This window comes from Stenotrophomonas sp. YJH_SMC_17 (genome assembly GCF_059371655.1).
Genome location: NZ_JCAFUU010000012.1, coordinates 14,627 through 41,087, shown reverse-complemented (window position 1 = coordinate 41,087; position 26,461 = coordinate 14,627). Strand labels below are relative to the sequence as shown.

General features: G+C 67.4%; 26 protein-coding genes. All 26 read left to right on the top strand.

All coding sequences use genetic code 11. The features are described from left to right. Positions 1 to 1,081, top strand: a 1,081-nt coding sequence (locus AC5P8Z_RS19525) for a flagellin (protein WP_495229798.1), incomplete at its 5' end; no start/stop codon positions are given. A 441-nt stretch (positions 1,082 to 1,522) separates the two neighbouring features. Beyond that, complete coding sequence (gene fliD / locus AC5P8Z_RS19520) at positions 1,523 to 2,941, top strand: flagellar filament capping protein FliD (RefSeq protein ID WP_286071899.1); 1,419 nt, start codon at positions 1,523 to 1,525, stop codon at positions 2,939 to 2,941. A 128-nt stretch (positions 2,942 to 3,069) separates the two neighbouring features. Further along, positions 3,070 to 3,486, top strand: coding sequence for a flagellar export chaperone FliS (gene fliS / locus AC5P8Z_RS19515; protein ID WP_019336597.1), 417 nt, complete (start codon positions 3,070 to 3,072; stop codon positions 3,484 to 3,486). Next, positions 3,483 to 3,776 (top strand): hypothetical protein, encoded by a 294-nt coding sequence (locus tag AC5P8Z_RS19510; protein WP_019336598.1) that lies wholly within the window; start codon positions 3,483 to 3,485, stop codon positions 3,774 to 3,776. The genes fliS and AC5P8Z_RS19510 overlap by 4 nt, the downstream gene beginning before the upstream one ends. Then, positions 3,773 to 4,351 (top strand): PilZ domain-containing protein, encoded by a 579-nt coding sequence (locus AC5P8Z_RS19505; protein ID WP_286071897.1) that lies wholly within the window; start codon positions 3,773 to 3,775, stop codon positions 4,349 to 4,351. The genes AC5P8Z_RS19510 and AC5P8Z_RS19505 overlap by 4 nt, the downstream gene beginning before the upstream one ends. Positions 4,352 to 4,443: 92 nt before the next feature. Further along, the gene (locus AC5P8Z_RS19500; protein WP_010485918.1) at positions 4,444 to 5,076 is read left to right on the top strand and encodes a response regulator; all 633 of its coding nucleotides are present in this window, start codon (positions 4,444 to 4,446) and stop codon (positions 5,074 to 5,076) included. 402 nt (positions 5,077 to 5,478) lie between these two features. After that, entirely contained in the window at positions 5,479 to 6,888 is a 1,410-nt protein-coding gene (rpoN, locus tag AC5P8Z_RS19495; RefSeq protein ID WP_495229797.1) for an RNA polymerase factor sigma-54, read from the top strand. A 14-nt stretch (positions 6,889 to 6,902) separates the two neighbouring features. Continuing rightward, positions 6,903 to 7,280 (top strand): response regulator, encoded by a 378-nt coding sequence (locus AC5P8Z_RS19490; protein WP_005409556.1) that lies wholly within the window; start codon positions 6,903 to 6,905, stop codon positions 7,278 to 7,280. Beyond that, complete coding sequence (locus AC5P8Z_RS19485; RefSeq protein WP_286071895.1) at positions 7,277 to 8,782, top strand: sigma-54 dependent transcriptional regulator; 1,506 nt, start codon at positions 7,277 to 7,279, stop codon at positions 8,780 to 8,782. The genes AC5P8Z_RS19490 and AC5P8Z_RS19485 overlap by 4 nt, the downstream gene beginning before the upstream one ends. 705 nt (positions 8,783 to 9,487) lie before the next feature. Continuing rightward, positions 9,488 to 9,853 (top strand): flagellar hook-basal body complex protein FliE, encoded by a 366-nt coding sequence (fliE, locus tag AC5P8Z_RS19480; RefSeq protein WP_005409552.1) that lies wholly within the window; start codon positions 9,488 to 9,490, stop codon positions 9,851 to 9,853. Between the two features lie 13 nt (positions 9,854 to 9,866). Continuing rightward, a complete protein-coding gene (gene fliF / locus AC5P8Z_RS19475) occupies positions 9,867 to 11,513 on the top strand; it encodes a flagellar basal-body MS-ring/collar protein FliF (RefSeq protein WP_286071892.1) in 1,647 nt (548 codons plus the stop codon). Positions 11,514 to 11,520: 7 nt separating this feature from the next. Beyond that, positions 11,521 to 12,507 carry a flagellar motor switch protein FliG gene (gene fliG, locus AC5P8Z_RS19470; protein ID WP_024958226.1) on the top strand — a complete coding sequence of 329 codons (987 nt, stop codon included), beginning with the start codon at positions 11,521 to 11,523 and terminating at the stop codon, positions 12,505 to 12,507. Beyond that, a complete protein-coding gene (locus AC5P8Z_RS19465; protein ID WP_286071891.1) occupies positions 12,504 to 13,145 on the top strand; it encodes a FliH/SctL family protein in 642 nt (213 codons plus the stop codon). Before fliG ends, AC5P8Z_RS19465 begins: the two co-directional genes overlap by 4 nt. After that, positions 13,142 to 14,527, top strand: coding sequence for a FliI/YscN family ATPase (locus AC5P8Z_RS19460; protein ID WP_197592137.1), 1,386 nt, complete (start codon positions 13,142 to 13,144; stop codon positions 14,525 to 14,527). The genes AC5P8Z_RS19465 and AC5P8Z_RS19460 overlap by 4 nt, the downstream gene beginning before the upstream one ends. 3 nt (positions 14,528 to 14,530) lie before the next feature. After that, on the top strand, positions 14,531 to 14,998 hold the full coding sequence (gene fliJ / locus AC5P8Z_RS19455; RefSeq protein WP_065198660.1) for a flagellar export protein FliJ: 468 nt from the start codon (positions 14,531 to 14,533) through the stop codon (positions 14,996 to 14,998). After that, complete coding sequence (locus AC5P8Z_RS19450; RefSeq protein WP_495229796.1) at positions 14,998 to 16,149, top strand: flagellar hook-length control protein FliK; 1,152 nt, start codon at positions 14,998 to 15,000, stop codon at positions 16,147 to 16,149. Before fliJ ends, AC5P8Z_RS19450 begins: the two co-directional genes overlap by 1 nt. Before the next feature lie 216 nt (positions 16,150 to 16,365). Beyond that, positions 16,366 to 16,881, top strand: coding sequence for a flagellar basal body-associated FliL family protein (locus tag AC5P8Z_RS19445; RefSeq protein WP_495229795.1), 516 nt, complete (start codon positions 16,366 to 16,368; stop codon positions 16,879 to 16,881). A 10-nt stretch (positions 16,882 to 16,891) separates the two neighbouring features. Continuing rightward, a complete protein-coding gene (gene fliM, locus AC5P8Z_RS19440; protein ID WP_049431106.1) occupies positions 16,892 to 17,896 on the top strand; it encodes a flagellar motor switch protein FliM in 1,005 nt (334 codons plus the stop codon). Then, positions 17,893 to 18,228, top strand: coding sequence for a flagellar motor switch protein FliN (gene fliN, locus AC5P8Z_RS19435; protein ID WP_005409543.1), 336 nt, complete (start codon positions 17,893 to 17,895; stop codon positions 18,226 to 18,228). The genes fliM and fliN overlap by 4 nt, the downstream gene beginning before the upstream one ends. Before the next feature lie 17 nt (positions 18,229 to 18,245). After that, a complete protein-coding gene (gene fliO, locus AC5P8Z_RS19430) occupies positions 18,246 to 18,644 on the top strand; it encodes a flagellar biosynthetic protein FliO (RefSeq protein WP_495229799.1) in 399 nt (132 codons plus the stop codon). A 1-nt stretch (position 18,645) separates the two neighbouring features. Continuing rightward, positions 18,646 to 19,425: a flagellar type III secretion system pore protein FliP gene (fliP, locus tag AC5P8Z_RS19425; RefSeq protein WP_286071889.1), complete on the top strand. Its 780-nt coding sequence runs from the start codon at positions 18,646 to 18,648 to the stop codon at positions 19,423 to 19,425. A gap of 84 nt (positions 19,426 to 19,509) precedes the next feature. Next, on the top strand, positions 19,510 to 19,779 hold the full coding sequence (locus AC5P8Z_RS19420; RefSeq protein ID WP_005413254.1) for a flagellar biosynthetic protein FliQ: 270 nt from the start codon (positions 19,510 to 19,512) through the stop codon (positions 19,777 to 19,779). 13 nt (positions 19,780 to 19,792) lie between these two features. Beyond that, on the top strand, positions 19,793 to 20,584 hold the full coding sequence (gene fliR / locus AC5P8Z_RS19415) for a flagellar biosynthetic protein FliR (RefSeq protein ID WP_286071888.1): 792 nt from the start codon (positions 19,793 to 19,795) through the stop codon (positions 20,582 to 20,584). A 279-nt stretch (positions 20,585 to 20,863) separates the two neighbouring features. Beyond that, positions 20,864 to 22,996 (top strand): putative bifunctional diguanylate cyclase/phosphodiesterase, encoded by a 2,133-nt coding sequence (locus AC5P8Z_RS19410; RefSeq protein ID WP_295569226.1) that lies wholly within the window; start codon positions 20,864 to 20,866, stop codon positions 22,994 to 22,996. A 207-nt stretch (positions 22,997 to 23,203) separates the two neighbouring features. Further along, a complete protein-coding gene (flhB, locus tag AC5P8Z_RS19405) occupies positions 23,204 to 24,334 on the top strand; it encodes a flagellar biosynthesis protein FlhB (protein WP_286071886.1) in 1,131 nt (376 codons plus the stop codon). Between the two features lie 44 nt (positions 24,335 to 24,378). Next, positions 24,379 to 26,439 (top strand): flagellar biosynthesis protein FlhA, encoded by a 2,061-nt coding sequence (flhA, locus tag AC5P8Z_RS19400; RefSeq protein ID WP_172412159.1) that lies wholly within the window; start codon positions 24,379 to 24,381, stop codon positions 26,437 to 26,439. Positions 26,440 to 26,461 lie beyond the last annotated feature (22 nt).

Genomic DNA, 26,461 nt, shown 5'->3' with positions numbered 1-26,461 from the left:
TGGCCTGGCGATCTCCGAGCGCTTCGGCACCCAGATCCGCGGTACCGACGTCGCCATCCGCAATGCCAACGACGGCATTTCGCTGGCCCAGGTCGCCGAAGGTTCGCTGACCGAGATCGGCAACAACCTGCAGCGTATCCGTGAGCTGGCTGTACAGTCGTCCAACGCGACCAACTCGGCAAGTGATCGCAAGGCATTGCAGTCGGAAGTGAATCAGCTGGTCAGCGAGATTGATCGTGTGGCCAAGCAGTCCGATTTCAATGGCACCAAGCTGCTGGACGGCTCGTTCTCAAGCCAGCTGTTCCAGGTTGGCGCAAATGCCGGCCAAGCAATCGCAATTGATAAGATTACCAACGCCAAGACTGATTCGCTGGGCGGTACCCTGTTCTCCTCGGCGACCACCACGGCGACCACCACTACCGTTGCAGAAACAGCCGCCGGTTCCGGCGTGTTTGCATTTGCTGCAGGCACCGTCGCCGACTTCTCGATCTCCGCAAATGGAGCGACGGTGAACTTCAGCGGTGTGAAGTTCGACGCAGGCAGCGCATCAACGCAGGCCGCAGGTGAGGCTGCCAGCGTGGTTTCCCAAGGGAACGCCATCGCAAAGGCCATTAATCAGAAGTCGGCCGACCTGGGAGTCTCTGCCGAAGTGGACTCCGCGGGTAAGGTAACTATCAGCTCCTGGAAGGAGGGGAAAGTCGGCGACCAGATCACCGCTACCGGCGTAACCCTCGCAGACGACGCAGCTCTGGTTGCCACCGATGCCAAGCATGCCATTGACCTTGACGTCACCAGTTACGGCAAATCTCAACAGGCGCTGCAGATTGTGGACAAGGCGCTGGAGGGCATCAACAGCACCCGAGCCGACCTCGGTGCGATCCAGAACCGCTTCACCTCGGTCGTTGCCAACCTGCAGACTTCGTCGGAAAACCTGTCGGCCTCGCGTAGCCGCATCAAGGATACCGATTTCGCCAAGGAAACCGCCGAACTGACCCGCACCCAGATCCTGCAGCAGGCCGGTACGGCCATGCTGGCCCAGGCCAACCAGGTGCCGCAGGGCGTGCTCAGCCTGCTGCGCTGATCCACGGCAAAAAGGCGCTGCTACCGTCGGGTCAAACCGACGGTAGCAGCAACCCGGAAGTCACGATTCACGAAGGCGCGGGCCATGCCCGGCCCGGGATCACTCCCGAACCGGCTTGGCATCGCCCGCTCCTGCGGACCTCTCTTTCAGCGCTGTACCTTTGACTGTACGTACCGGGCGGCTTCGTCTCCCCCCGATTGTCAGTAGCCTGATCCCTCCCCTGCATTGGGGGAGGGTCTTTTGCAGACTCCCAGCAGCCCGCGGTGAACCTACCCGCACCCTGCCCCAACCCTCCTGCAACCCGCGTGCCAGAACCCGCGCCGGACCATTGGCACGGCGCATGCATCAACGAAGTCCTCAAGACCCAGCGGCGCAGGCCGCTATTTTCGTTGACGACGGGCCACCGCACGGCGAGCCGGCCCGTATACCAGGAGAAACGACGTGGCAGACTTTGGATACGGTGGCATCGGCTCGGGGCTGGATATCTCCAGCATCGTCAACCAGCTGGTCGCGGCAGACCGCAAGCCGGCCGACAATGCGCTGAACCTGCAGCAGTCCAAGGCCAAGATGCAGCTGTCGTCGATCGGCACCGTCACCGCGGCCTTCGACAAGCTCAAGACCGCCCTGACCGCATTGAAGGCCACCACCGCGTTCGATACGCGCACCGTGACAGCCACCGGCAAGGCCGGCCCCACCAATGCCGACGACGTTCTGACAGCCTCGGTGGCGCTGTACGACCTCGGCACGACCAAGGCAGCCGCCTCCAACGGCACGCACCAGGTGGAGGTCACCTCCCTGGCCACCGCGCACAAGCTGATTGCCGACACCTCATTCCCGAAGACCGACACCTTCGGTGCCGGAACCTTGACACTGACCGTTGGCGTCGGTGACAAGGCCAAGACCATGAATGTGGAGGTGGAGGACGGCGATACGCTGACCACCATCCGCAACAAGATCGATGCCGCCGGTCGCAAGGAAGGCATACAGGCCACGCTGATCACCTCCGGCGACAACCAGTACCTGTCGATCGCCCAGGAGAAGACCGGTGCGGCCAACGCGATCAAGCTGGAATACGGCGGCAGCGACCCGAAGCTGGGCGCACTGGTCGGCAGCCTCAAGCAGAACACCGCTGCCGCCGATGCGGAACTGACCATCGATGGCGTCAAGGTGGTCAGCGCCAGCAACACCGTGGCCGACGCCGTGCCGGGCCTGACCCTGAACCTGAAGGTTCCAGGCAAGAGCACCGTGGTGATCAGTACCGACACCGCCGCCGCGACCAAGGTGATGCAGGAGTTCGTGACCGCGTACAACGCGGCGATCGCGGCGATCAACACCGAAACCAAGTACGACGCCAAGACCAAGGAAGCGGCCACACTGACCGGCGACGCGCAGATGCGTGGTGCTTCCAGCCAGCTGCGCTCGATGATGTCCGGCGTGCTGAAGGAGCTTTCCGCCGATGGCCTGGATCCGAAGGTGCTGGGCCTGCAGACGCGCGGCTATCCCAATGCCGACGGCAGCCTGGTGCTGGATACCACCAAGTTCGCCGCTGCACTGGCCAGCCAGCCGGAGAAGATCCGCGCGGCCATCACCGGTGATACCGGCGGTGCAGGCACGCTGTACACCATGGTTGACGGCTACGTCAGCACCACCGTCGGCAAGGAAGGCGCCTTTGTCGCCCGCACCAAGGGCCTGAACACCACGCTGGACAACATCGACAAGCGCCGCAAGGACCTCGACACGCGCATGAAGAACGTCGAGGAACGCTACAAGAAGCAGTTCCTGGCGCTGGACAGCCTGATGGGCAAGCTGCAGCAGAGCAACACCTCGCTGCAGCAGCAGCTGGCGCAGCTGAACCGCTGAGGGTCTGCGTATAACGCTCAAGTTTGGCGTGCAATGCACCGATAACGGACGCAACAGCAATCAACGCCGCACCGCCGGCCACGGTCCCCGCGACCTGGCGGCGGCACCCCGCGCAAGGAGAATCACGAATGTACGGTTCCAGCCGTCAATATGCCGAGCAGTACCGCCAGGTGGGAGTGACCAGTGCGGTCGCCGATGCCGATCCGCACAAGCTGGTGGCGATGCTGCTGGCGGGCGCGCTGGAGCGCGTGCGGCGCGCCCAGGCCAGCCTCGAGCGTGGCGACCAGGCCGGCAAGGGTAAGGCGATCGGCGAAGTCTGCGCGATCGTCGGCCACCTCAACGGCTCGCTGGACCACGAGGCCGGCGGCGAGATCGCCGGCAATCTGTCGGCACTCTACGACTACGTGCTGCAGCGCCTGACCGAGGCCAACCTGCACAACGACCGCGCCGCCCTCGATGAGTCCCTGCAGCTGCTGGGTGAGATCGACAGCGCCTGGAACGCGATTCCGCACGAACAACGCCGCCCGGCCGCGGTGGCACCATGAGCCTGCATGAACTGCACGCCCAGCTCGACGCCTTCGAGAAGGCCTTGGGCGAAGACGCCTTGGATCAGGCTGACAGCCTGCTCGATGGCCACGACAGCACCCTGCACGCCCTGCTCAGCCAGCCGCTGACCACGGCCGACCACGCGCCGCTCAGCGCACTGTTCGAACGCCAGCAGAATCTGCTCGGCCTGCTGCGCCAGCGCCGCGATGCAGTGGCCGCGCTGATGAACGATGGCCAGCGCTCTCTTCGCGCCGCCCATGCCTACCTGCAGGCAGAATCACTGGCATGACCCAGCTGCCGACCACGTCGCTGCACCACCCCGCCGAAAGCGAGCTGTTCGACGAAACGCTCAGCTGCGAGCTGGCCTTGCCGGCCGAGTTCCAGGCAGGCAGCGGCGCCGGCCGTACCAGCAGTGCCGAAGGCCTGCTGCGCAGCCTGGCCCTGGTGGAGGACAGCCGCGTTGACGAGCATGACGACCGCAATGAAGCCAGCCTTCAGCTGCAGCGTCTGGAAGCCAAGCTGGATCTGGCGATGGTGCTGCTCGGCCGGCTGGTCCGGCAGCAGGGCCAGGAACTGACCCTGCGCCCGGTGCGCTGGTCGCGTCGCGGCATCCGCCTGCAGCTGGGCCCGCGCAGCGGTGCCAGCCCCGGACAGGCCGGCCTGGTGCGCCTGCAGCCCAGCGACTGGCTGCCCGACCACATCGATCTGCCAGTGGAAGTGATCGCCGAAGCAGCGGATGGCGGCGGCGGCCACTATCTCTGGCTGCGCTTCCAGCGCCTTGGCGATGGCCTGGAAATGGCGATGGAGCGCCACCTGTTCCGCCTGCACCGTCGACAGGTGGCCGAAGCGCGCCGAGCGCGCTGAAACCTGCCACCATCACGCTTGGCGGGCAAGCCTTGGCGCGCCCGTTCAGCTAAGTTAAGGTGGACTCCCCTACACGGATCTGTTGCGTGCCTGTGCGAGTTCTCATCGTCGACGATCACACCCTCGTCCGCGCCGGCCTGGCGCGGCTTCTGCAGGGGTTTGCCGACGTGCAGCTGGTGGCCGAAGCCAGCAATGCCGAACAGGCACTGCAGCTGGCCCTGCAGCACGCACCCGACGTGGTGCTGATGGACCTGTCACTGCCGGGCCGTACCGGCCTGGAGGCCCTCAGCGACATCCGCCTGCGCGCGCCCGGCACCCGGGTGGTGATGATGACCATGCACGACGACGCCGCACACGTGCGCGATGCGCTCGATCGCGGCGCGGTCGGGTTTTTGGTCAAGGATGCGGCGCCGCAGGAGCTGGAACTGGCGCTGCGCGCAGCGCATGCCGGCCAGGTGTTCCTGAGCCCGCAGATCTCCGCCAAGATGCTGGCACCGATGCTCGGCCGCGAGAAACCCACCGGCATCGCCGCGCTGTCGCCACGACAACGCGAGATCCTGCGCCGCATCGGCAAGGGTGAGAGCAACAAGGAAATCGCCGCCGACCTCGGCATCAGCGTCAAGACGGTGGAAACCCACCGCGCACGCATGATGGAGTCGCTCGGCTGCCGCCGCGCCAACGATCTGCTGCTGCTGGCTGCGCGCCACCAGCATGAGCTGGAGTAGGCGCCCCCCCCCCCCGCGGCACGCAACGATGGCAGGGTAGAGTCGATTGTCAGTCGACTGCTCTCCCATCAGGCCCAGGAAAAGTCCCGCGCTCCGCGCGCAAGTCGACTAACAGTCGACTCTACCAACGCGCGACACCCTGCATCGGCGACGAATTCCCGTCACCCCGACACTTCCCGACAGAAATCCGTACACAGCACACGGCGGGATCGACGGAGCGAGCACCGCGAATCAATGCCTTAGCTTCACCCATCGTCAATATCCCGCACTTATGTAGGGAAAACCCCTACACCCTGTCGGGACATCCACGAAAGCCCTCAGGAACCCCCCGATTCCGCACTCGCCGGATCAAAAGCAAGATGCGTTCCATAAGGCGCCGGGGAGCGGTGCCGGGGAACCACGATGAAGGCTGCACTCTCGACCCAGCTGGGCCAACAACTTCACCTTACCCCGCAGCTGCTGCAGTCGATCCGGCTGCTGCAGCTCGATGGCCTGCACCTGGAACAGGAAATCCAGCGCCTGCTGGACGCCAACCCGCTGCTGGAGATCGAAGAGGCCGAAGCGCCCGCCGCCGATGCCACCGAGATCAGTGCCACCACGCTGGACACCGCCGCGTTCGACGAACTGCCGGAGCCCTCGATGTGGGACGTGGCCGGCGCCAGCTGGCAGGACGGCGATGACGACCGCATGGCGCGCATTGCCGCCGGTGAGTCGACCGACCCGCAGCTGCGCGTGCTGCAGCGGTTGTCGCTGGACATGGACGACCGCGAGCTTGCGGTGGCTGCCTTCTGGCTCGACCACTGCGACGAGGCCGGCTATCTGCAGGCGCCGCTGGCGCAGCTGCAGCTGCTGGCCAGCGCCCAGTTCGACATCGCTGCCGAGGGCGTCGAGGCCATCCGTCAGCAGCTGCTGCACGGCGAACCGGCCGGCATGGCCGCGCAGGACCTGCGCGAAGGCCTGCAGGCGCAGCTGCGCAGCCTGCACGGCGTGGTGCCCGCCCGCCACCTGGCCGCGCGCATCCTGGATGGCGCGCTCGAAGCGCTGGCCGCACATGATTACCCCGCCCTCGCCCGCCAGCACGACGCCGAGATCGACGACGTGCGCGAAGCCGTGCGCCTGATCCTGTCGCTGCAACCCCGCCCGGGCGACAGCCTGCTGCCGGAACGCAATGCGGTGGTGGTGCCGGACGTGGTGGCCTGGCATGCCGATGGCCAGTGGAAGGTGGCCCTGAACCCGGCTACCAGCCGCCGCGTGTCGATCAACAGCCAGTACGAACAGGCCCTGGCTGACACCAGCGAAGCGGCCCCGGCACTGCGCGAAATGCTGCAGGAAGCGCGCTGGTTCAGCCGCGGCCTGTCGATGCGCTACGATACCCTGCTGCGCACTGCGCGGGTGATCGTCGAGCGCCAGGCCGCGTTCCTGGTTCGCGGCGAAGAAGCCATGGCCCCGTTGACCCTGAAGGAAGTGGCCGAGGAAATCGGCATGCACGAGTCCACCGTCTCGCGCATCACCACCGGCAAGTTCCTGCAGACCCCGCGCGGCACCTTCGAGCTGAAGCACTTCTTCGCGGTCCGCCTGGAGGGCGCCAGTGTCTCCGGCCAGGCGGTCAAGGCCATGGTCCGCCGCCTCATCGACGCCGAACCGGCCGGCCGCCCGCTGGCCGACGAGGCCATTGCCGGGCTGCTGTCGCGCCAGGGGGTGAACATTGCTCGCCGAACCGTCGCAAAATACCGGGAACAACTGGACATCGCCCCGGCCCGAGAACGGCGCCGGCTCGGCGCCAGGCAACCGCAGCTGGCCCGGGTGGGCTGAAAAGGATGTTGGACATGAACAAGCTTACGGTCCTGCTGGTCGATGACCACGAGGGCTTCATCAATGCGGCGATGCGCCATTTCCGCAAGATCGACTGGCTGCAGATCGTCGGCAGCGCCGGCAATGGCCTGGAGGCGATCGAACGCTCGGAGACGCTGCGCCCGCAGGTGGTGCTGATGGATCTGGCCATGCCGGAAATGGGCGGCCTGCAGGCCACCCGCCTGATCAAGTCGCAGGACGACGCACCGTACATCGTGATCGCCAGCCACTTCGACGACGCCGAGCACCGCGAACACGCGCTGCGCGCCGGCGCCGACAACTTTGTCAGCAAGCTGTCCTACATCCAGGAAGTCATGCCGATCCTGGAAGGCCTCAGGGAGGAACAGTCGTGAGTGAATCGCGCATCCTGGTGCTGGACAACGACGCCGTGCGCGCCGAGCGCACCGTTGCCCTGCTGGAATTCATGGACTTCAACCCGCGCTGGGTCTCCGACGCGGCCGACTTCGACCTCGGTCGCCAGCGCCAGAACGACTGGATGGCGGTGATCGTCGGCAGCCTGGACGACACTGCCGCCAGCACCGCACTGTACAACTGGCTCGGTGGCAGCAGCCTGCCGCCGCCGGTGCTGCTGGCCGATGGCGATGCTTCGGCATTTGCGCACCAGCATGGCCTGCACGAAGCCAATATCTGGCCGCTGGAAACCCCGCTGCGCCACGCGCAGATGGAAGCCCTGCTGCGTCGCGCCAGCCTCAAGCGCCTGGATGCCGAACACCAGGCCGGTGCTGCTCAGGACCAGGGCCCGACCGGCAACGGCGCTGCGGTGACCGCACTGCGCACCATGATCGAACAGGTTGCCGCGTTCGATACCACCGTGCTGGTGCTGGGCGAATCCGGTACCGGCAAGGAAGTGGTGTCGCGCGCGATCCACCAGCGCTCGCCGCGCCGCGATGGCCCGTTCGTGGCGATCAACTGCGGCGCCATTCCGGCTGACCTGCTGGAAAGCGAACTGTTCGGCCACGAAAAGGGTGCCTTCACCGGCGCACTGACCGCCCGCAAGGGCCGTTTCGAAATGGCCGAGGGCGGCACGCTGCTGCTGGATGAAATCGGCGACATGAGCCTGCCGATGCAGGTCAAGCTGCTGCGCGTGCTGCAGGAACGCAGCTTCGAACGCGTGGGCGGCAACCAGACCATCCGCTGCAACGTGCGGGTGATTGCCGCGACCCACCGCGACCTGGAAACGCGCATCGCCGAAGGCAAGTTCCGCGAGGATCTGTTCTATCGCCTCAACGTGTTCCCGATCGACGTGCCCGCCCTGCGCGAGCGTCGCGAAGACCTGCCGGCACTGGTGGAAACCATCGCCACCCAGCTGGCCCGCACCGGCCGCGGCGAAGTGCGCTTCTCTGCCGAGGCGCTGCAGGCCCTGGCCGGCTACGAATGGCCGGGCAACGTGCGCGAACTGACCAACCTGGTCGAGCGCTTGGCCGTGCTGCACCCGGGCGGTTCGGTCCGCGTGCAGGATCTGCCGGCCCGCTACCGTGGCGATGCGGCACTGGCCGCCGTCGCTACACCGGCGCCGGCACCGCCCGCCGCCAGCGAAGAGCGACTGGACCTGCGCAGCTTCTCGTTCCACACACCCGGCAGCGGCAACCAGCCGGCGCTGGAGCACGGCATCGCCGTCAATCGCCCGGCGGCACCGGCCGCACTGCCCGACGAGGGCATGGACCTGCGCAACCACATGGCCAGCATCGAACTGGGCCTGATCAACGAAGCACTGGAACGCACCCAGGGCGTGGTCGCCCACGCCGCCCAGCTACTCGGCCTGCGCCGCACCACCCTGGTGGAAAAGCTGCGCAAGTACGGCATTGAACGCGAGCAGGCCGAACTGGCAAGCTGACACGCGTTTCCAGCATGAAGGGGACACCAACGCCTGGGCTTGCCCGGGCGTTGGTGTTTTGGGCGCCTGGGCTCACATCCCCTTGCTGCGGAACGGGATCTGAGCCCATTGCTTTTTCACGTTATCCTAGAGACAACACCGCCGCAGTGCGGAGCATGGCGAGGACACCCCCAAGGAGGTTCCACCATGCCCGGCCGGCCCCGCACGCTACACCCTGCTGCTGACCTGCCTGAGCGACCGCCAGGGCCGCTTCATCTACACCCAGCACGACGGCACCATCGCGCCGCGCCAGCGCCAGAATTCCGGCCACTGGACCCTGCAGCCTCAGGGCGGAAAACCGACGCCGGTTAAATGACGCCTCCATTGGGGTCAGAGCCCGTTGCCTCGCAACGGGATCCGACCCCGAGCTCTGACAGATCGCGGAGGTCTGTCGAAGGCGGGGTGGGTCCGGTTGCGGGGGCGTGAGCGCCACGGATGGCGCGACCGAGGCTACATGGATGTACTTGCGCCGTCCCCCGCAACCGGACCCACCCCGCCAACCCACGGGAAGCCCGTTTTTGACGTTGACGTGGCGTCGGCAGGTGCAGGGCGCAGCCCTGCCAGCACACCCCCACCCTCACTTCACTGAATCGAAAACCGGTTTCGGCACGGCACTTGCACTGGCTCAAGCAGACAACCCCATCCCTGTTTCTGGAACCGTTGCAGATGTCCCACTCCGTCACTTCGATCCTTTCGCAGATCCGCTCCTATCAGACCCAGATGGGACAGCCGGCGCTCAACCCGCTGGGCGAAACGCCGCGCAGCAACGCCCTGCCGGGCACGGTGCTGGATGCACCGCAGGCCCAGCCGGCCAGCTTCACCGAAACCCTGCGTGGTGCGATTGCCGGCGTCAACGACGCGCAACAGAAATCCGGCGCCCTGGCCAAGGCGTTCGAAATGGGCGACCCCAGCGCCGACCTGGCCAAGGTGATGGTCGCCTCGCAGCAGTCCCAGATCGCCTTCCGCGCCACCGTGGAAGTCCGCAACCGTCTCGTCCAGGCTTACCAGGACGTGATGAACATGCCGCTGTAAGGAACATTGACGCATGGCACTGACGCTCTCCAAGGACAGCCTGAACGCCGAGAAGGCCGGGCAATGGTTCGACCGCCTGCAGAGTCTGCAGATCACCCGTCGGCTGGGCCTGATGGCGATGATCGCGGTGGCGGTGGCGGCAGGCCTGTCCGTGTTCTTCTGGTCACAGAAGCCGGGCATGGTCCCGCTGTATACCGGCCTGGACCAGAAGGCGACCGCTGAAGCGACCGATCTGCTGCGCGCCGCGCAGATTCCGTTCGCGCTCGATCCCGCCACCGGTGGCATCACCGTGCCGGAAAAGAACCTGCACGACGCCCGCCTGAAGCTGGCCGGCTCCGGCCTGACCGACAGCGGCAAGCTTGGCTTCGAGCTCATGGAACGCGACCCGGGCTTCGGCGTCAGCCAGTTCGTCGAAAGCGCGCGCTACCAGCACGCGCTGGAAACCGAGCTGTCGCGCACCATCAACACGCTGCGCCCGGTGCGTGATTCGCGCGTGCACCTGGCCATTCCCAAGCCGAGCGCCTTCACCCGCCAGCGGGATGTCGCCAGCGCTTCGGTGACCCTGGAACTGCGTGGCGGCCAGCAGCTGGAACGCAGCCAGGTGGACGCCATCGTGCACATGGTCGCCGCCAGCATCCCGGATCTCGCGCCAGAGCGCGTGACCGTGGTCGACCAGAGCGGTCGCATGCTCAGCATCACCGACCCGAACAGCGAGGCGGCCGTCAACGCTGCCCAGTTCGAGCAGGTACGCCGCCAGGAAACCTCGTTCAACCAACGCATCCGCGAGCTGCTGGAACCGATGACCGGCCCTGGCCGCGTCAATCCGGAAGTGAGCGTGGACATGGATTTCTCGGTGACCGAGGAAGCCCGCGAGCTCTACAACGGTGAACCGCAGAAGCTGCGCAGCGAGCAGATGAGCGAGAACACCACCAGCACGCCGGGCCCGCAGGGTGTACCGGGTGCCACCAGCAACAGTCCGCCGGGCCAGCAGGCCGCGCCGGCCACCGCGCAGACCCCGACCGAAAGCAGCAAGAACGCGACCCGCAACTACGAGCTGGACCGCACCCTGCAGCACACCCGCCAGCCCGCGGGCCGCATCAAGCGCGTGTCGGTGGCAGTGCTGGTGGACAACGTGCCGCGCGCCGGCGCCAACGGCAAGATGAGCCCGCAGCCGCTGTCGGCCGCCGAACTGACCCGCGTCGAGGCCCTGGTGAAGCAGGCGGTCGGCTTCAACGCCGAGCGTGGCGACACCGTGTCGGTGATGAACGCCCCGTTCGTGCGCGAGATCACACCCGAGGAAGGCCCGGCCTGGTGGGAGCTGCCGTGGGTGCATGACGCCGGCCGCATGCTGCTGGGCGCGGTGGTGGTGCTGGCATTGCTGTTCGGCGTGCTGCGCCCGGCACTGCGCGCGATTACCGGGCCGAGCAGGAAGAACGACGAACAGGCACTGGAACCGCATACCGCGGACGTACAACTGGTCGATGACGATGGCATGCCCCTGCCGGCGCTGGGCGCCGACCGGGCCAGCCTGGGTGGGCCGGATGCACTGGCCCTGCCGGTAGATTCATATGAGGAACGACTGCGGATGGCGCGTGAAGCCGTGAAGACCGACTCCAAGCGCGTGGCCCAGGTGGTCAAGGGCTGGGTGGCCAATGACTGAGCCGCAATTGACCGGCGTGCAGCGCGCGGCCGTACTGCTGCTGTCCCTCGGTGAGCTGGACGCTGCCGAAGTGCTGCGCCACATGGAACCCAAGGAAGTGCAGAAGATCGGCATCGCCATGGCCACCATGACCGACATCACCCGCGAGCAGGTGGAACGGGTGATGGACCAGTTCGGCCAGGAGCTGGGCTCGAAGACCTCGCTGGGCGTGGGCTCGGATGACTACATCCGCAACATGCTGGTGCAGGCGCTGGGCAGCGAGAAGGCCGGCAACCTGATCGACCGCATCCTGCTCGGTCGCAACACCACCGGCCTGGATGCGCTGAAGTGGATGGACCCGCGCGCGGTGGCCGACCTGGTGCGCAACGAGCACCCGCAGATCATCGCCATCGTGATGGCGCACCTGGAAACCGACCAGGCCGCCGACGCGCTGAAGCTGCTGCCCGACCGCACCCGCGTGGACGTGCTGCTGCGCATCGCCACCCTCGACGGCATTCCGCCCAACGCACTCAATGAACTCAACGAGATCATGGAGCGCCAGTTCGCCGGTAACCAGAACCTGAAGTCGTCCAACATCGGCGGCGTGCAGTGCGCGGCCAACATCCTGAACTTCATGGACAGCGGCCAGGACCAGGCGATCCTGGGCGAGATCGCCCGCATCGATGCGCCGTTGAGCAACCGCATCCAGGACCTGATGTTCGTGTTCGACGATCTGGTCGACCTGGACGACCGCGAAATGCAGCTGGTGCTGCGCGAAGTGAGCGGCGAGCGCCTGGGCCTGGCCCTGCGCGGTGCCGACATCAAGGTGCGCGACAAGATCACCCGCAACATGTCGCAGCGTGCGGCCGAAATCCTGCTGGAGGACATGGAGGCCCGTGGCCCGGTGCGCCTGTCCGACGTGGAAGGCGCGCAGCGCGAGATCCTGGCCATCGTCAAGCGCATGGCCGATGAAGGCACCGTCACCATCGGTGGGAGCGCGGAGGCCATGCTGTGAGCAACGTCGTGCGCTGGCTTGCCCCGGACCTGCTGGCCCAGCCCGAACCGGCGCTGGCGCAGGAAGATGTCTTCGAGCTCACCGGGCCGGACCCGGAACACGAACCCGAGCCACCACTGCAGCTGCCGACCCTGGAGGAGATCCAGGCGATCCAGGACAGCGCCGAGAAGGAAGGCTTCCAGCACGGCCATGCCGACGGCTACAGCCAGGGCCAGGCCGAGGTGCGGCGCCTCGCCGCGCAGATCGAAGGCATCCTGGACAACTTCAGCCGGCCGCTCGTGCGGCTGGAGAATGAAGTGGTCGGTGCGCTCGGCGAGCTGGCCGTGCGCATCGCCGGTGCACTGGTCGGACGTGCCTACGAGGCCGACCCGGCACTGCTGGCACAGCTGGTCGGTGAGGCCATCGACGCGGTGGGTGGCAGCACCCGCGAAGTCGAGGTGCGCCTGCACCCCGACGACATCGCCGCCCTCGCCCCCCTGCTGAACCTGTCGCCGCAGCAGCGCCTGGTGCCCGATACCAGCCTGAGCCGCGGCGACCTGCGCGTGCATGCCGAAGCGGTACGCATCGACGGCACGCTGGAAGCCCGCCTGCGCGGTGCGCTGGATGCGGTGATCCGCCAGACCGGAGCAGGCGCATGACGCCCGGATCGCAGCCCACGCCACCGCCGGCCGACTGGGCCGTTGCCCGCAACCTGCGCCTGGCCCGCCGCCTCGACGGCCTGCGCGTGGATACCGCGCATGGTCGTGGCCTGATCCGTGAGGGCGTGCTGCGCCGCGCGGTCGGGCTGACGCTCGAAGCGGTCGGTTGCGAGGCACCGCTGGGTGCCAGCTGCAAGGTGGAAGTGGTCGACGGTGGCTGGGTCGATGCCGAAGTGGTCGGCTTTGCCGGTGAGCGCACTTACCTGATGCCCAGCGCTGAACTGCACGGCCTGCTGCCCAACGCCCGCGTGGTGCCGTCGGCGCGCCGCGGTGGCGTGGAAGTGGGCGAAGGCCTGCTCGGCCGCGTCATCGACAGCGACGGCGTGCCGCTGGACGGCAAGGGCCCGATCCGCGCCGAAGGCCATGTCGGCATGGCCGGCGTTTCGATCAATCCGCTGGCACGTGAACCGATCACCCAGCCGCTGGACGTGGGCGTGCGCGCGATCAACGCGCTGCTGCCGATCGGCCGCGGCCAGCGTGTCGGCCTGTTCGCCGGTTCCGGCGTCGGCAAGTCGACGCTGCTGGGCATGATGACCCGCTACACTGCCGCCGACGTGATCGTGGTCGGCCTGATCGGTGAACGTGGCCGCGAAGTCCGTGATTTCGTCGAAACCACGCTGGGCGAGGAAGGCCTGCGCCGCGCCGTGGTGGTGGCCAGCCCGGCCGACCGGCCACCGCTGGCACGCCTGCACGGTGCCTACCGCGCCACCGCCATCGCCGAATGGTTCCGCGACCAGGGCCTGAACGTGCTGCTGCTGATGGACTCGCTGACGCGCTTCGCCCAGGCGCAGCGCGAGATCGGCCTGTCGGTCGGTGAACCGCCGACCACCCGCGGTTACCCGCCGTCGGTGTTCGCCAAACTGCCGGCACTGGTCGAACGCGCCGGCAATGGCGCCAAGGGGCGTGGTTCGATCACGGCGTTCTACACCGTGCTGACCGAGGGCGACGATCCGCAGGATCCGATCGCCGATGCAGCGCGCGCGATCCTCGACGGTCACATCCTGCTCTCGCGGCGCGTGGCCGACAGCGGTCTGTACCCGGCCATCGACGTCGAATCGTCGGTCAGCCGCGTGGTCACGGAAATCGCCGACGAACCGTGGCGGCTGCGCATCCGCAAGCTGAAGCGGCTGGTTTCGGCCTATTCGGCCAACCGCGACCTGATCGCCATCGGTGCCTACCAGCGCGGCAACGATGCGGCCACCGACGAAGCCCTGGAGCGCTGGCCGGAAATCATGGAGTTCCTCGGCCAGGACGTTGCCAAGGCCGCAGATCTCCCGCACAGCCAGGCGGCGCTGCAGCGCCTGGTGGAACAAGAGAGCTAAGCCATGAACCAGTCCAAGCGCATCGATCCCCTGCTCAAGCGGGCCCAGGAACACGAGGACGCGGTCGCCCGCGACCTGGCCGAACGCCAGCGCGTGCTCGACACCCATCTATCGCGACTGGACGAACTGCGCCGTTATGCGGAGGAGTACGCAAACGCGCAGATGGCAGCCACCAGCCCGGCGCAGCTGCTCAACCGGCGCGCGTTCCTGGACCGCCTGGACAGTGCCGTCGAGCAGCAGCAGGCCACGGTCAACGGCAACCGCGAAAAGGTGGAAGCCGAGCGCGCCCGCCTGATCCTGGCCAGCCGTGACAAGGCCGTACTGGAACAGCTGGCCGCCAGCTACCGTGCGCAGGAGAAAGTGGTGACCGACCGCCGCGACCAGCGCGAGATGGACGATATTGGGGCGCGCCGTGCGCGCCTGGCGCAGGCCGAGGATCAGGATGGTGCGGAGCAGGGAGGCCGCTCGTGATGCCCGCCCCGCTCGCCAGCAGCGCCAACGCGCAGACACAGACGACCGGCGGCGCTGCAGCGCGCGCGCCACGCAGCGAGGGCAGCAAGGATTTCAGCCAGCTGCTGCAGGGCGGCGCGCCGGACTCGCCCTCGCCTGCCAGCGCCGCCACATCACCGTCACCGCCCACCTCGGCACCGAAGCCGCAGACGACCGCCGACGGCAAGGGCCAGGCGCCCGAAGAACGCAGCACGGATGCGGCAGCCTCGGGTAAAGACACGTCGCCCTTGCCGCCGCAAGCCCCGGGTGCGGGTGATCCGGCTACGGACAAGGACACGCCTGTTGCCAGCGAAGACGCGCCGTGGCCGCCGCTGGGCCTGGCTGGGCTGGTCCTGGCCATGCCGGCACCTGCCGACCCGGCCGCCACTCCGCCGGCCACCACCAGTACCGGAGCGACGCTGCCCGTCACTGCCGGTCCGGTACTGCCTGCCACGCCCCCGGGGCCGGGCGCTGCCACCGCATCGACGACTGACAGCACACCGTCGGCCGCCGGCACCGACGATGTCACGACCCTTCCACTGCCGGAGATGATCCTGCCCGGCGGCAAGCGTGGCGACCGCGACAGCAGCGACCTGACCGCGATCGGCGACCGTAGCGCCGCCCCACTGCTGCACGCCCCTGCCCCGGCAGCCCTGCAGGATCTCAAGGCCGCGCTCGCTGCTGGCAACGCCGTCTTCAATGGCGAACCAACGCCCAGGCCGGTGCTTGGCGACGATGGCTTCGATCAGGCCATCGGTGCCCGCGTGGGCTGGCTGGCCGACCAGAAGATCGGCCACGCCCACATCCGCCTGAGCCCGGACGACATGGGCCCGGTGGATGTGCGCCTGCAGTTGAACGGCGACAAGGTGCACGCCAGCTTCAGCAGCCCGCATGTGGACGTGCGCCAAGCACTGGAAAACAGCCTGCCACGCCTGCGTGAACTGCTGGGCGAACAGGGCTTCCAGCTGGCTCATGCCGATGTCGGCCACCAGGCCCCCGGCGGTGACGGCAATGCGTCGGGGCGATCCGGCGCCGGCGGCATGGCCGGTGACGGAGAACCGTCGCCGGGCGATGGCAACGTGTCGTCCGCGCAGTTGATCCGCCAGCGCGGTTTGCTGGACGCGTACGCCTGACAGGTGTGCCAACCAAGGTTGGCACCCACCGGAGCAGTGCGGTCAGCACCCACCAGAGCGGAGTGGTTGGCACCTGCCAGTATCGCGTTGGTGGGTGCGGAGCTTGCTCCGCACGGCCCCACCGGCACCCCGACGGAATTCCGTCGCACCCCTCTCCTCCGCCTTCGGCACGGCCCTTGCATATCCCGGTGAAGCAACCCTCAGGAGCTTCACCCCGTGGCCGCAGCCGCTGACAAAACCAAGAAGACCGCCGAGAAGGACAAGGCCGCCAAGCCGCGCAGTCCGATCCTGATCACCGCCCTGGTGGCCGTGCTGGCCGCCGCAGCCGCCGGTGGCGGCGTCTGGTTCTTCACCCAGTCCAAGCCGGAAGAGAAGACCGCGCAGGCCCCGAAGAAGTCCGCCACCCCGGCACCGGCGCAGTACTTCGCGCTGGACCCGGCCTTCGTGGTCAACCTCAACGGCCCCATCGACGGCCCGCGCTACCTGCAGCTGGAAGTGCAGCTGATGACGCGTGACCCGGCCGAGCTGGAAGCGATCAAGACCCACGCGCCGGCCATCCGCGCGCGCCTGCTGATGCTGTTCTCGCAGGTCAGCCCCGACCAGATCGCCGACGTCGCCGGCAAGCAGAAGCTGCAGGCCGCCTCGCTGGCCGAAGTGCAGAAGGTGCTCAAGGCCGAGACCGGCAGCAACGGCGCCGACGATCTGCTGTTCACCAGCTTCGTGACCCAGTAAGGGCCCCCCGATGAATGACCTGCTGTCCCAGGACGAGATCGATGCCCTGCTCCACGGCGTGGACAGTGGCGCGGTCGAGACCGATCCGGAACCGCCGTCCGGCGAAGCACGTTCGTACGACTTCGCCAGTCAGGACCGCATCATCCGCGGTCGCATGCCGACCCTGGAAATGGTCCATGAGCGCTTCGCCCGCCTGTGGCGGATCGGCCTGTTCAACCTGATCCGCCGCTCGGCCGAGCTGTCGGTGCGCGGCATCGAGCTGATCAAGTTCAACGACTACATGCACTCGCTGTATGTGCCGACCAACCTGAACCTGATCCGCTTCAAGCCGCTGCGTGGCACCGGCCTGATCGTGTTCGAGCCGACCCTGGTGTTCGCCATCGTCGACAACTTCTTCGGTGGCGACGGGCGCTACCCGACCCGCATCGAAGGCCGCGAGTTCACCGCCACCGAAATGCGGGTCATCCACCTGCTGCTGAAGCAGACCTTCGCCGACCTGCGCGAGGCCTGGGCACCGGTGATGGATGTCGACTTCGAGTACATCAACTCGGAGATCAACCCGCACTTCGCCAACATCGTGACGCCGCGCGAGTACGTGGTGGTGTGCCGCCTGCACGTCGAGCTCGATGGCGGTGGCGGCGACATCCACGTGACCCTGCCGTACTCGATGCTGGAGCCGATCCGCGAACTGCTCGACGCCGGTATCCAGAGTGATCGCAACGACCGCGACGAGAGCTGGGGCCAGACCCTGCGCGAGCAGCTCAACATCGCCGAGGTGACGCTGTCCAGCGTGCTGGCCAGCAAGCGCATGACGCTGCGTGACCTGACCCAGCTGAAGGTGGGCGACATCCTGCCGATCGAGCTCAGCCCGCAGGTGCCGTTGTGCGTGGAGAACATCCCGGTGTTTACCGGCGAGTTCGGCATCGCCAACGGCATGAACGCCGTGAAGATCACCGCTACCCATCCGCCGGGCACCCGCCCGCGCGTACCCGTCATCCAGGAAGACCCGCAATGAACGATATCGACGCCCTCGAACCCACCCCGGCCCAGTTCAGCAGCCTGCAGGCCGATGAGGCGAACGGCCCGGACCTGAACCTGGACGTGATCCTCGATGTGCCGGTGACACTGTCGCTGGAAGTCGGTCGCGCGCGCCTGCCGATCCGCAACCTGCTGCAGCTCAACCAGGGTTCGGTGGTGGAACTGGAACGGGGTGCCGGCGAGTCGCTGGATGTGTTCGTCAACGGCACGCTGATCGCCCACGGCGAAGTGGTGGTGATCAATGACCGCTTCGGCGTGCGCCTGACCGATGTGGTCAGCCCGAGCGAGCGGATCCGGAGACTGCGTTGAGCCTGCTGGCCTCCACCCTGCTGGCGGTCGGCAAGGCCGCCGCCCCGGTTGGCCCGCAGGTCGGCCAGCATGCAGCCGCCGCACCCAGCCTGTCTGGTGCGGTGCTGGCGCTGCTGGCAGTGCTGGCCCTGGTGATCGGCCTGGGCTGGTTGCTCAAGCGCATGCCCGGCAGCGGCTTCCGCCCTGCCGAAGGCATGAAGCTGGTGGCCAGCCTCAGTGTCGGCGCCAAGGAACGCGTGGTGGTGGTCGAGGTCAACGGCCAGCAACTGCTGCTGGGCGTCACCGCCGGTGGCATCAATACCCTGCATACCCTGCCCGAACCGTTGCCGCCACCGGCGCCGGTACGCGTGCCGGACTTCAAGAACCTGCCGAATTTCGCCCAGCTGCTGCAGCAGCGGCTGCGCAAGGACCCCTGACATGCGTGTCACCCGTACCCGTCTTGCCACCCTGATACCGTGGCTGCTGTTGCTTGCCCTGTGCCTGTTGCCGGCACTGGCGTTCGCTGCGCCCGGCGCACCGACCACGCCGCTGCCGGATATCAACGTCGGCAAGATCGGCGGTGCGCCGGTCAGCCTGCCGCTGCAGACCCTGCTGCTGATGACGGCGATCACCCTGATCCCGTCGATGCTGCTGGTGCTGACCTCGTTCACCCGTATCATCATCGTGCTGGGCCTTCTGCGCCAGGCGCTGGGCACCGGCCAGACGCCGTCCAACCAGGTGCTGCTGGGCCTGGCCCTGTTCCTCACCGCGATGATCATGCTGCCGACCTGGGACAAGGCCTGGAGCACCGGCATGGCGCCGTATCTCAACGGCGACATCGACTTCCAGACCGCCTGGACGCTGACCACCACGCCGCTGCGCGCCTTCATGCTGGCGCAGATCCGCGAGACCGACCTGATGACCTTCGCTGGCATCGCCGGGCACGGCACCTACGCCAGCCCCGACGCGATCCCGTTCCCGGTGCTGGTCGCCTCCTTCGTCACCAGCGAGCTGAAGACCGCCTTCGAGATCGGCTTCCTGATCTTCATCCCGTTCGTGATCATCGATCTGGTGGTGGCCAGCGTGCTGATGTCGATGGGCATGATGATGCTGTCGCCGATGCTGGTGTCGGCCCCGTTCAAGATCCTGCTGTTCGTGCTGGTCGATGGCTGGGTGCTGACGGTGGGAACGCTGGCGGCCAGTTTCAATCCGGCTTGATCCAACCCCGTAACGGCCGTCGAGCATGGCTCGACGCTACATGAGCGTCGCCGGGCACGTCCCGGCGCTACCGATGGAAAAACCATGTCTCCCGAACTTGCCTTGACCGAACTGCGTGGCGGCCTGATCACCGTGTTGTGGGTAGCCGGCCCCCTGCTGCTCACCGTGCTGGTGGTAGGCGTCGTGGTGGGCGTGGTGCAGGCCGCGACCCAGCTCAACGAACCCACCATCGCCTTCGTGGCCAAGGCGGCAGCGCTGACCGCGGTGCTGTTCGCGCTGGGCAGCCTGCTGATCGGCCATCTGGTTGAATTCACCACGCTGCTGTTCCAGCGCATCCCGCACCTGATCGGCTAGGACACGCGCCTCGATGGACGCCGCCACCCAGATGGCTGCCGACGGCCTGCAGGCCTTCGGCATGATCGGCACCGTGTTGTGGACCATGCTGCGCATCGGCGCGGTGGCGATGGCCATGCCCATGGTCGGTACACGTGCAGTGCCGGCGCGGATCCGCGTGATCCTGGCCGGCACCCTGGCCATCGCGCTGGCGCCGCTGCTGCCGCCGGTACCGGAATGGACGGGCTTTGATGCCGCCACCGTGCTCACCATCGCCCGTGAACTGGCCATCGGCGTGTCCATCGGCTTCCTGCTGCGCCTGGTGTTCGAAGCCGGTGCGCTGGCCGGCGAACTGATCGCCCAGGGTACCGGCCTGGCCTTCGCACAGATGAGCGACCCCCTGCGCGGCGGTACCTCGGGCGTGATCGGGCAGTGGTTCTACCTGATGTTCGGCCTGCTGTTCTTCACCGCCAATGGCCACCTGGCGCTGATCTCGCTGGTGGTGGACAGCTACCGGGCGCTGCCGATCGGCGCGCCGCTGCCCGACCCGCACGCCTTCTTCAGCATCGCCCCGACCTTCCTGCTGACCGTACTGCGCGGCGCACTGACCCTGGCCATACCGCTGACGGTGGCGATGCTGGCGGTCAACCTGGCGTTTGGCGTGCTGGCCCGCGCTGCCCCGGCACTGAACCCGATCCAGCTGGGCCTGCCGGTCTCACTGCTGCTGGGCCTGTTCCTGCTGGCCCTGCTGGCAGGGGAAATGGGCCCACCGGTGCAGCGCCTGTTCGATGCGGCCTTCCAGGCGGCCGACGCGGTCACACACTGACCTGATCATCACGTTTTACTGCTTGCCATGCATCCGTTTCTGAAGAGCCGAGCCCATGCTCGGCTGCCATTGGCCTGAGCGCCAGCCGAGCATGGGCTCGGCCCTACAGGGGCGCAATTTCACGTTTTACCGCTTGAAGTCCCCCCGGGCCTGCGCGTTAGAGTGAATGCGCGGCGTCCAGGGGGGACGCCGCACTTGGCCGGCGCGCCTGCGCGACGGCCTGCCTCATGCATGCCCCACCGTAGTTTCCGTCGACAGGCAGGTCCGGGAGACTGACGAATGCTGGTAGGCACGTACAATCCGTGGCTGGTGGCGATCTCGTTGCTGGTCGCCGTAATGGCTTCCTACACCGCACTGGCGATGGCCGGGCGCACGGTCACCGCGCCGGGCAAGAGCGCGGCCTGGTGGTGGCGCCTGGGGGGCGGCTTCGCGATGGGCCTGGGCATCTGGTCGATGCATTTCATCGGCATGCTCGCCTTCGATCTGCCCATTCCGCTCGGCTACGACCTGCCCATCACCCTGCTCTCCCTGGCCCTGGCCATCGCCTCGTCGGTGTTCGCACTGTGGCTGGTGTCACTGCGCACCCTGCCGCATCCACGCCTGGCGGGCGGCGCATTGTTGATGGGCACCGGCATTGCCAGCATGCACTACGTCGGCATGGCCGCCATGCGCATGCGACCCGGCATCGACTACGACCCAGGTTGGCTGCTGTTCTCGCTGCTGGTGGCGGTCGCCGCCTCGTGGACTGCGCTGTATGTGGCCTTCCGCCTGCGCGCTCAGCGCACCCGTGTCGGCGATCGGCTCGCGGCCGCCGGCCTGCTCGGGCTGGCCATCGTCGGCATGCACTACACCGGCATGGCCGCCGCACGCTTCCCCGAGGGCAGCATCTGTGGCGCGGCGGTCGGCGATGGCCTGCAGAGCGAATGGTTGGCGATGCTGGTGGTGGTGCTGACCGTCGCAATCCTGGCCGTGGTGCTGGTGGTCTCGTGGCTGGACCAGCGGGTGGAAGCGCAACTGCTGCGCCTGCGCAACTCGATGTTGAGCACCTCGCTGACCGACGCGCAGCAGGAGCTGACCCAGGCTGCATTGCATGATCCGCTCACCCGCCTGCCCAACCGGCTGCTGCTGCAGCGGCGCATCGTGCAGGCACTGGCCGAGGCCGAACAGGGCGGCAGCCGGTTCGCGGTGATGTTCATGGATCTGGACGGGTTCAAGCAGGTCAACGATGCCTATGGCCACCAGGCCGGCGACGCGCTGCTGGTGGCGGTGGCCGAGCGCACCCGCCAGCTGCTGCGCCCCCACGACATGCTGGCCCGCCTGGGGGGCGATGAGTTCGTGCTGGTGGTACGCATCGAGCATGACGAGGATCTGCCAACCCTCGCCCGGCGCATCCTGCAGGCGGTCGGCAGTGGACCGCTGCTGCCGGACAACGAACTGCAGGTAACCGCCAGCATCGGCGTGGCGATCTGCCCCGACCACGCCGCCAGCGAGCGGCAGCTGATGGCGTTTGCCGACGCGGCGATGTACCAGGCCAAGGAGTCCGGACGCAACGCCTTCGTGTTGTTCGCCGACTGGATGAACGACAGTGCCGAGCAGCAGTTCCGGCTGCTGGCCGACCTGCGCCGGGCGATCGGCAGCGACCAGCTGTTCCTGAACTTCCAGCCCAAGATCCGCGTGGCAACGCAGAAGGTGGCCGGTGCCGAGGCGCTGATCCGCTGGCGTCACCCGGAACATGGCCTGATTCCGCCCGATCGATTCATCCGTCTGGCCGAGCGCAGCGGGGCGATCAACGACATCGGGCGCTGGGCGCTGGACCAGGCCTGCCAGCAGCTGCGGCGCTGGCACGACGCCGGTCACGAAGGCTGGTCGATGTCGGTGAACCTGTCGCCGGTGCAGTTCAGTTCGCCGCACCTGCTGCAGGATGTGCGTGAAGTGATCGAACGCTATGGCATTGCCCCCCGCCACCTGGTGCTGGAGATCACCGAAAGCACGGTCATGCGCGATACCGATACCAGCCTTCGCCTGCTGCTGGCGCTGTCGGCGCTGGGCGTGGGCATCTCCATCGATGATTTCGGAACCGGCTATTCCAGCCTGTTGTACCTGAAGCGGCTGCCGGCCACCGAGATCAAGATCGACCACGCCTTCGTGCGCGACCTGGAACACAGCGCCGAAGACGTGGTGATCGTCTCGGCGATAGTAGCGCTGGGCCACGCGCTGGACATGGACATCGTCGCCGAGGGCGTGGAGACTGCGGCGCAGCGTGCCTACCTGGAGCGGCTGGGCTGCGACTACCTGCAGGGCTACCTGCTGGGCCGCCCGGTCGATGCAGCACGCTTCATGCAGTTGCACGACCTGCCGCGGCCGCGGGTGGAACTGGCGCAGAGCCCGCCGCAACAACACCCGCCCGGATAACGCCGGGCAGCGCGCCCGCCCGCGATCACGGAACGATTCCTGCGGCACCCTCCTGTAGAGCCGAGCCCACGCTCGGCTGCGCTTCGTGCCTGGCCCCAACCGCAGCCAAGCGTGGGCTCGGGCCTAGACGAGGGCCGTCGGTAGATCCACGCCGTGCGTGGAACGGTTCTTGCACGCACCCCGGCATCCCCTGCCGCAGTGCCCGTGATGTCCGAGAACGAATCCGCCGGCGAAAAGACCGAACAACCGACCGAAAAACGCCTGCGCGACGCCCGTGAACAGGGCAACCTGCCGCGCTCGCGCGAGCTCGGCACGGCCGCCGTGTTCGGCGCCGGCGTGCTGGCGGTGATGGCAATGAGCGGCTCGATCGGCCGTGGCGCCACGGCCTGGATGAAGCAGGCGCTGAGCCCGGAACAGAGCCTGCGGCAGAACCCGAAGGAGCTGTTCGGCCACTTCGGCGACCTGCTGCTGCAGTTCATGCTGGTGATCGCGCCGCTGGTGCTGGTCTGCCTGCTGGCCAGCTTTGTCGCCCCGCTGGTGATGGGCGGCCTGCGCTGGTCGCAGAAGGCGATGCTGCCCGACTTCAACCGCATGAACCCGATGAGCGGGCTCAAGCGCCTGTACGGCCCGGAGGCCATCGCCGAGTTCACCAAGTCGCTGCTGCGCGTGGCCTTTGTCGGCGTCGCCGCCGGCCTGGTGGTCTGGACCGGCTTCGACACCCTGCGCGGGCTGATCCACCACCCGCTGGAGACTGCCATCACCGACGGCCTCGGCTTCACCCTGCGCCTGCTGCTGGCCACCGCCGGTGCGATGCTGATGCTGGCCGCCATCGACGCGCCGTACCAGCGCTGGAACTGGATGCGCAAGCTGAAGATGACCCGTGAAGAGCTGCGCCGGGAAATGAAGGAAAGCGAGGGCAGCCCCGAGGTGAAGGGCCGCATCCGCCAGCTGCAGCAGCAGATGGCCAACCGCCGGATGATGGAGGCGGTACCCACCGCCGACGTGGTGGTGGTCAACCCCACCCACTACGCGGTGGCCCTGAAGTACGAAGGCGGCGCCATGAACGCCCCCACCGTGGTCGCGCTGGGCGTGGACGAGACCGCCCTGCGCATCCGTGAAGTGGCCGACGGCAACAAGGTGGCGATTGTCTCCGCCCCGCCTTTGGCACGCGCCTTGTATCGGGAAGGCCAACTCGGAAAGGAAATCCCCGTGAGACTGTATTCGGCCGTTGCCCAGGTCCTGTCCTACGTCTACCAGCTGCGCGCCTGGCGCACTGGCCCGATGCCGGACGCCCCGCACATCCAGGTGGATGAATTCGGCAAGGGAGGCCGCCCGTGAGCGCCCAGCCCTCGACCGGTTTCAACACCCGCCGCGCCCTGGAAATGATCCGCCAGGGCCTTGGCGCACCGCTGATCGTGCTGGCCCTGCTGGCCATGGTCGTGGTGCCGCTGGCCGCGCCGGTGCTCGATGCGCTGTTCACCTTCAACATCGCCATCTCGCTGATGGTGCTGCTGGCGGTGGTCTACGTGAAGCGCCCGCTGGATTTCACCATCTTCCCGATCGTGCTGCTGATCACCACCATGCTGCGGCTGGCGCTGAACGTGGCCTCCACCCGCGTGATCCTGCTGAACGGCCAGAACGGCCACGACGCCGCGGGCAAGGTCATCGCAGCCTTCGGCGAATTCGTGATCGGCGGCAACTACGCGGTCGGCATCGTAGTGTTCGCGATCCTCACCATCATCAACTTCGTGGTGATCACCAAGGGCGCCGGCCGCGTTTCGGAAGTGACCGCGCGCTTCATCCTGGACGCCATGCCCGGCAAGCAGATGGCGATCGACGCCGACCTCAACGCCGGTTTGCTGACGCGTGAAGAAGCCAAGCTGCGCCGTGAAGAAGTCCGCGAGGAAGCCGACTTCTACGGTGCAATGGACGGTGCCAGCAAGTTCATCCGCGGCGACGCCATCGCCGGCATCCTGATCCTGTTCATCAACATGCTCGGCGGCCTGGCCGTGGGCGTGCTGCAGCATGGCATGCCGTTCGGCGATGCCGCTGCCACCTACACCCTGCTCTCCATCGGTGACGGCCTGGTGGCGCAGCTGCCGGCACTGCTGGTGTCCAGCGCGGTGGCGATGCTGGTCACCCGGGCCTCGCGTTCGCAGGACATGGCCCAGGCCATGACCGGCCAGGTGTTCGGCCAGTACCGTGCGCTGGCGATCACCGCCGGCATCATCGGCGTCGTTGGCCTGGTGCCGGGCATGCCCAACGTCGCTTTCCTGACGCTGGCCGCGATCCTCGGCTTCATCGCCTGGAAGGTCTACCGCAAGGGCAAGACCGCCGCCACCGATCCGGCAGCGGGAGGCAATGACGCCGCCGCGCTCAATGCGCTGGGCCGCCCCGCCGCGCCGGCACCGACCGCCGAACTGAGCTGGGACGAGCTGCGCCCGGTCGATCCACTGGGCCTTGAGGTCGGCTACCGGCTGATCCCGCTGGTGGACAGCAACCAGGGCGGTGAACTGATGGCGCGCATCAAGGGCGTGCGCCGCAAGCTGACCCAGGACGTTGGCTTCCTGATTCCCTCGGTACACATCCGCGACAACCTGGAGTTGCCGGCCAATGGTTACCGCGTGCTGGTGCACGGCGTGCCGGTGGCCACCGCCGAAATCCATCCGGATCGCGAGCTGGCGCTGGACCCCGGCAGTGCACTCGGCGCACTGGAAGGCATCGCCGGCAAGGACCCTGCGTTTGGACTGGACGCCACCTGGATCCAGCCGCACCAGCGCGCCCAGGCCGAAACGCTGGGCTACACCGTGGTCGACCCGGCCACCGTGGTCGCCACCCACCTCTCGCACCTGATCCGCGAGCACGCGCCGGAACTGCTCGGACACGAGGAAGTGCAGCACCTGCTGGCCAACCTGGCCAAGAGCGCGCCCAAGCTCGTCGAAGATCTGACGCCGAAGGCGCTGCCGCTGTCGGCGGTGGTGCGCGTGCTGCAGAACCTGCTGGTCGAGCGCATTCCGATCCGCCAGCTGCGCAAGATCGCCGAGGCACTGGTCGAACACGCGCCCAGCAGCCAGGACCCGGCGGTGCTGACCGCCGCCGTGCGCACCGCACTGGGCCGCTTCATCGTGCAGGAGATCGCCGGAATGTCGGCGGAGCTGCCGGTGTTCACCCTCAACCCGCAATTGGAACGTGTCTTGCAGGAGTCCACGCAGGGCAACGGCGCCGCGCTGGAACCCGGACTCGCTGAGCGACTGCACCAGAGCCTGGCCGAATGTGTCAGCAAGCAGGAAGCCCGCAACGAGCCCGCGGTCGTGCTGGTACCTGGCCCGGTGCGCGCCGCGCTGGCCCGCCTGGTCCGCCACAGCGTTCCGTCGCTGTCGGTCCTGGCCTACAGCGAGGTGCCGGAGGACAAGCGCCTGAAGCTGGTCGGAACGATCAGCTGACGCCGCCCTCCGATGCGCCAGA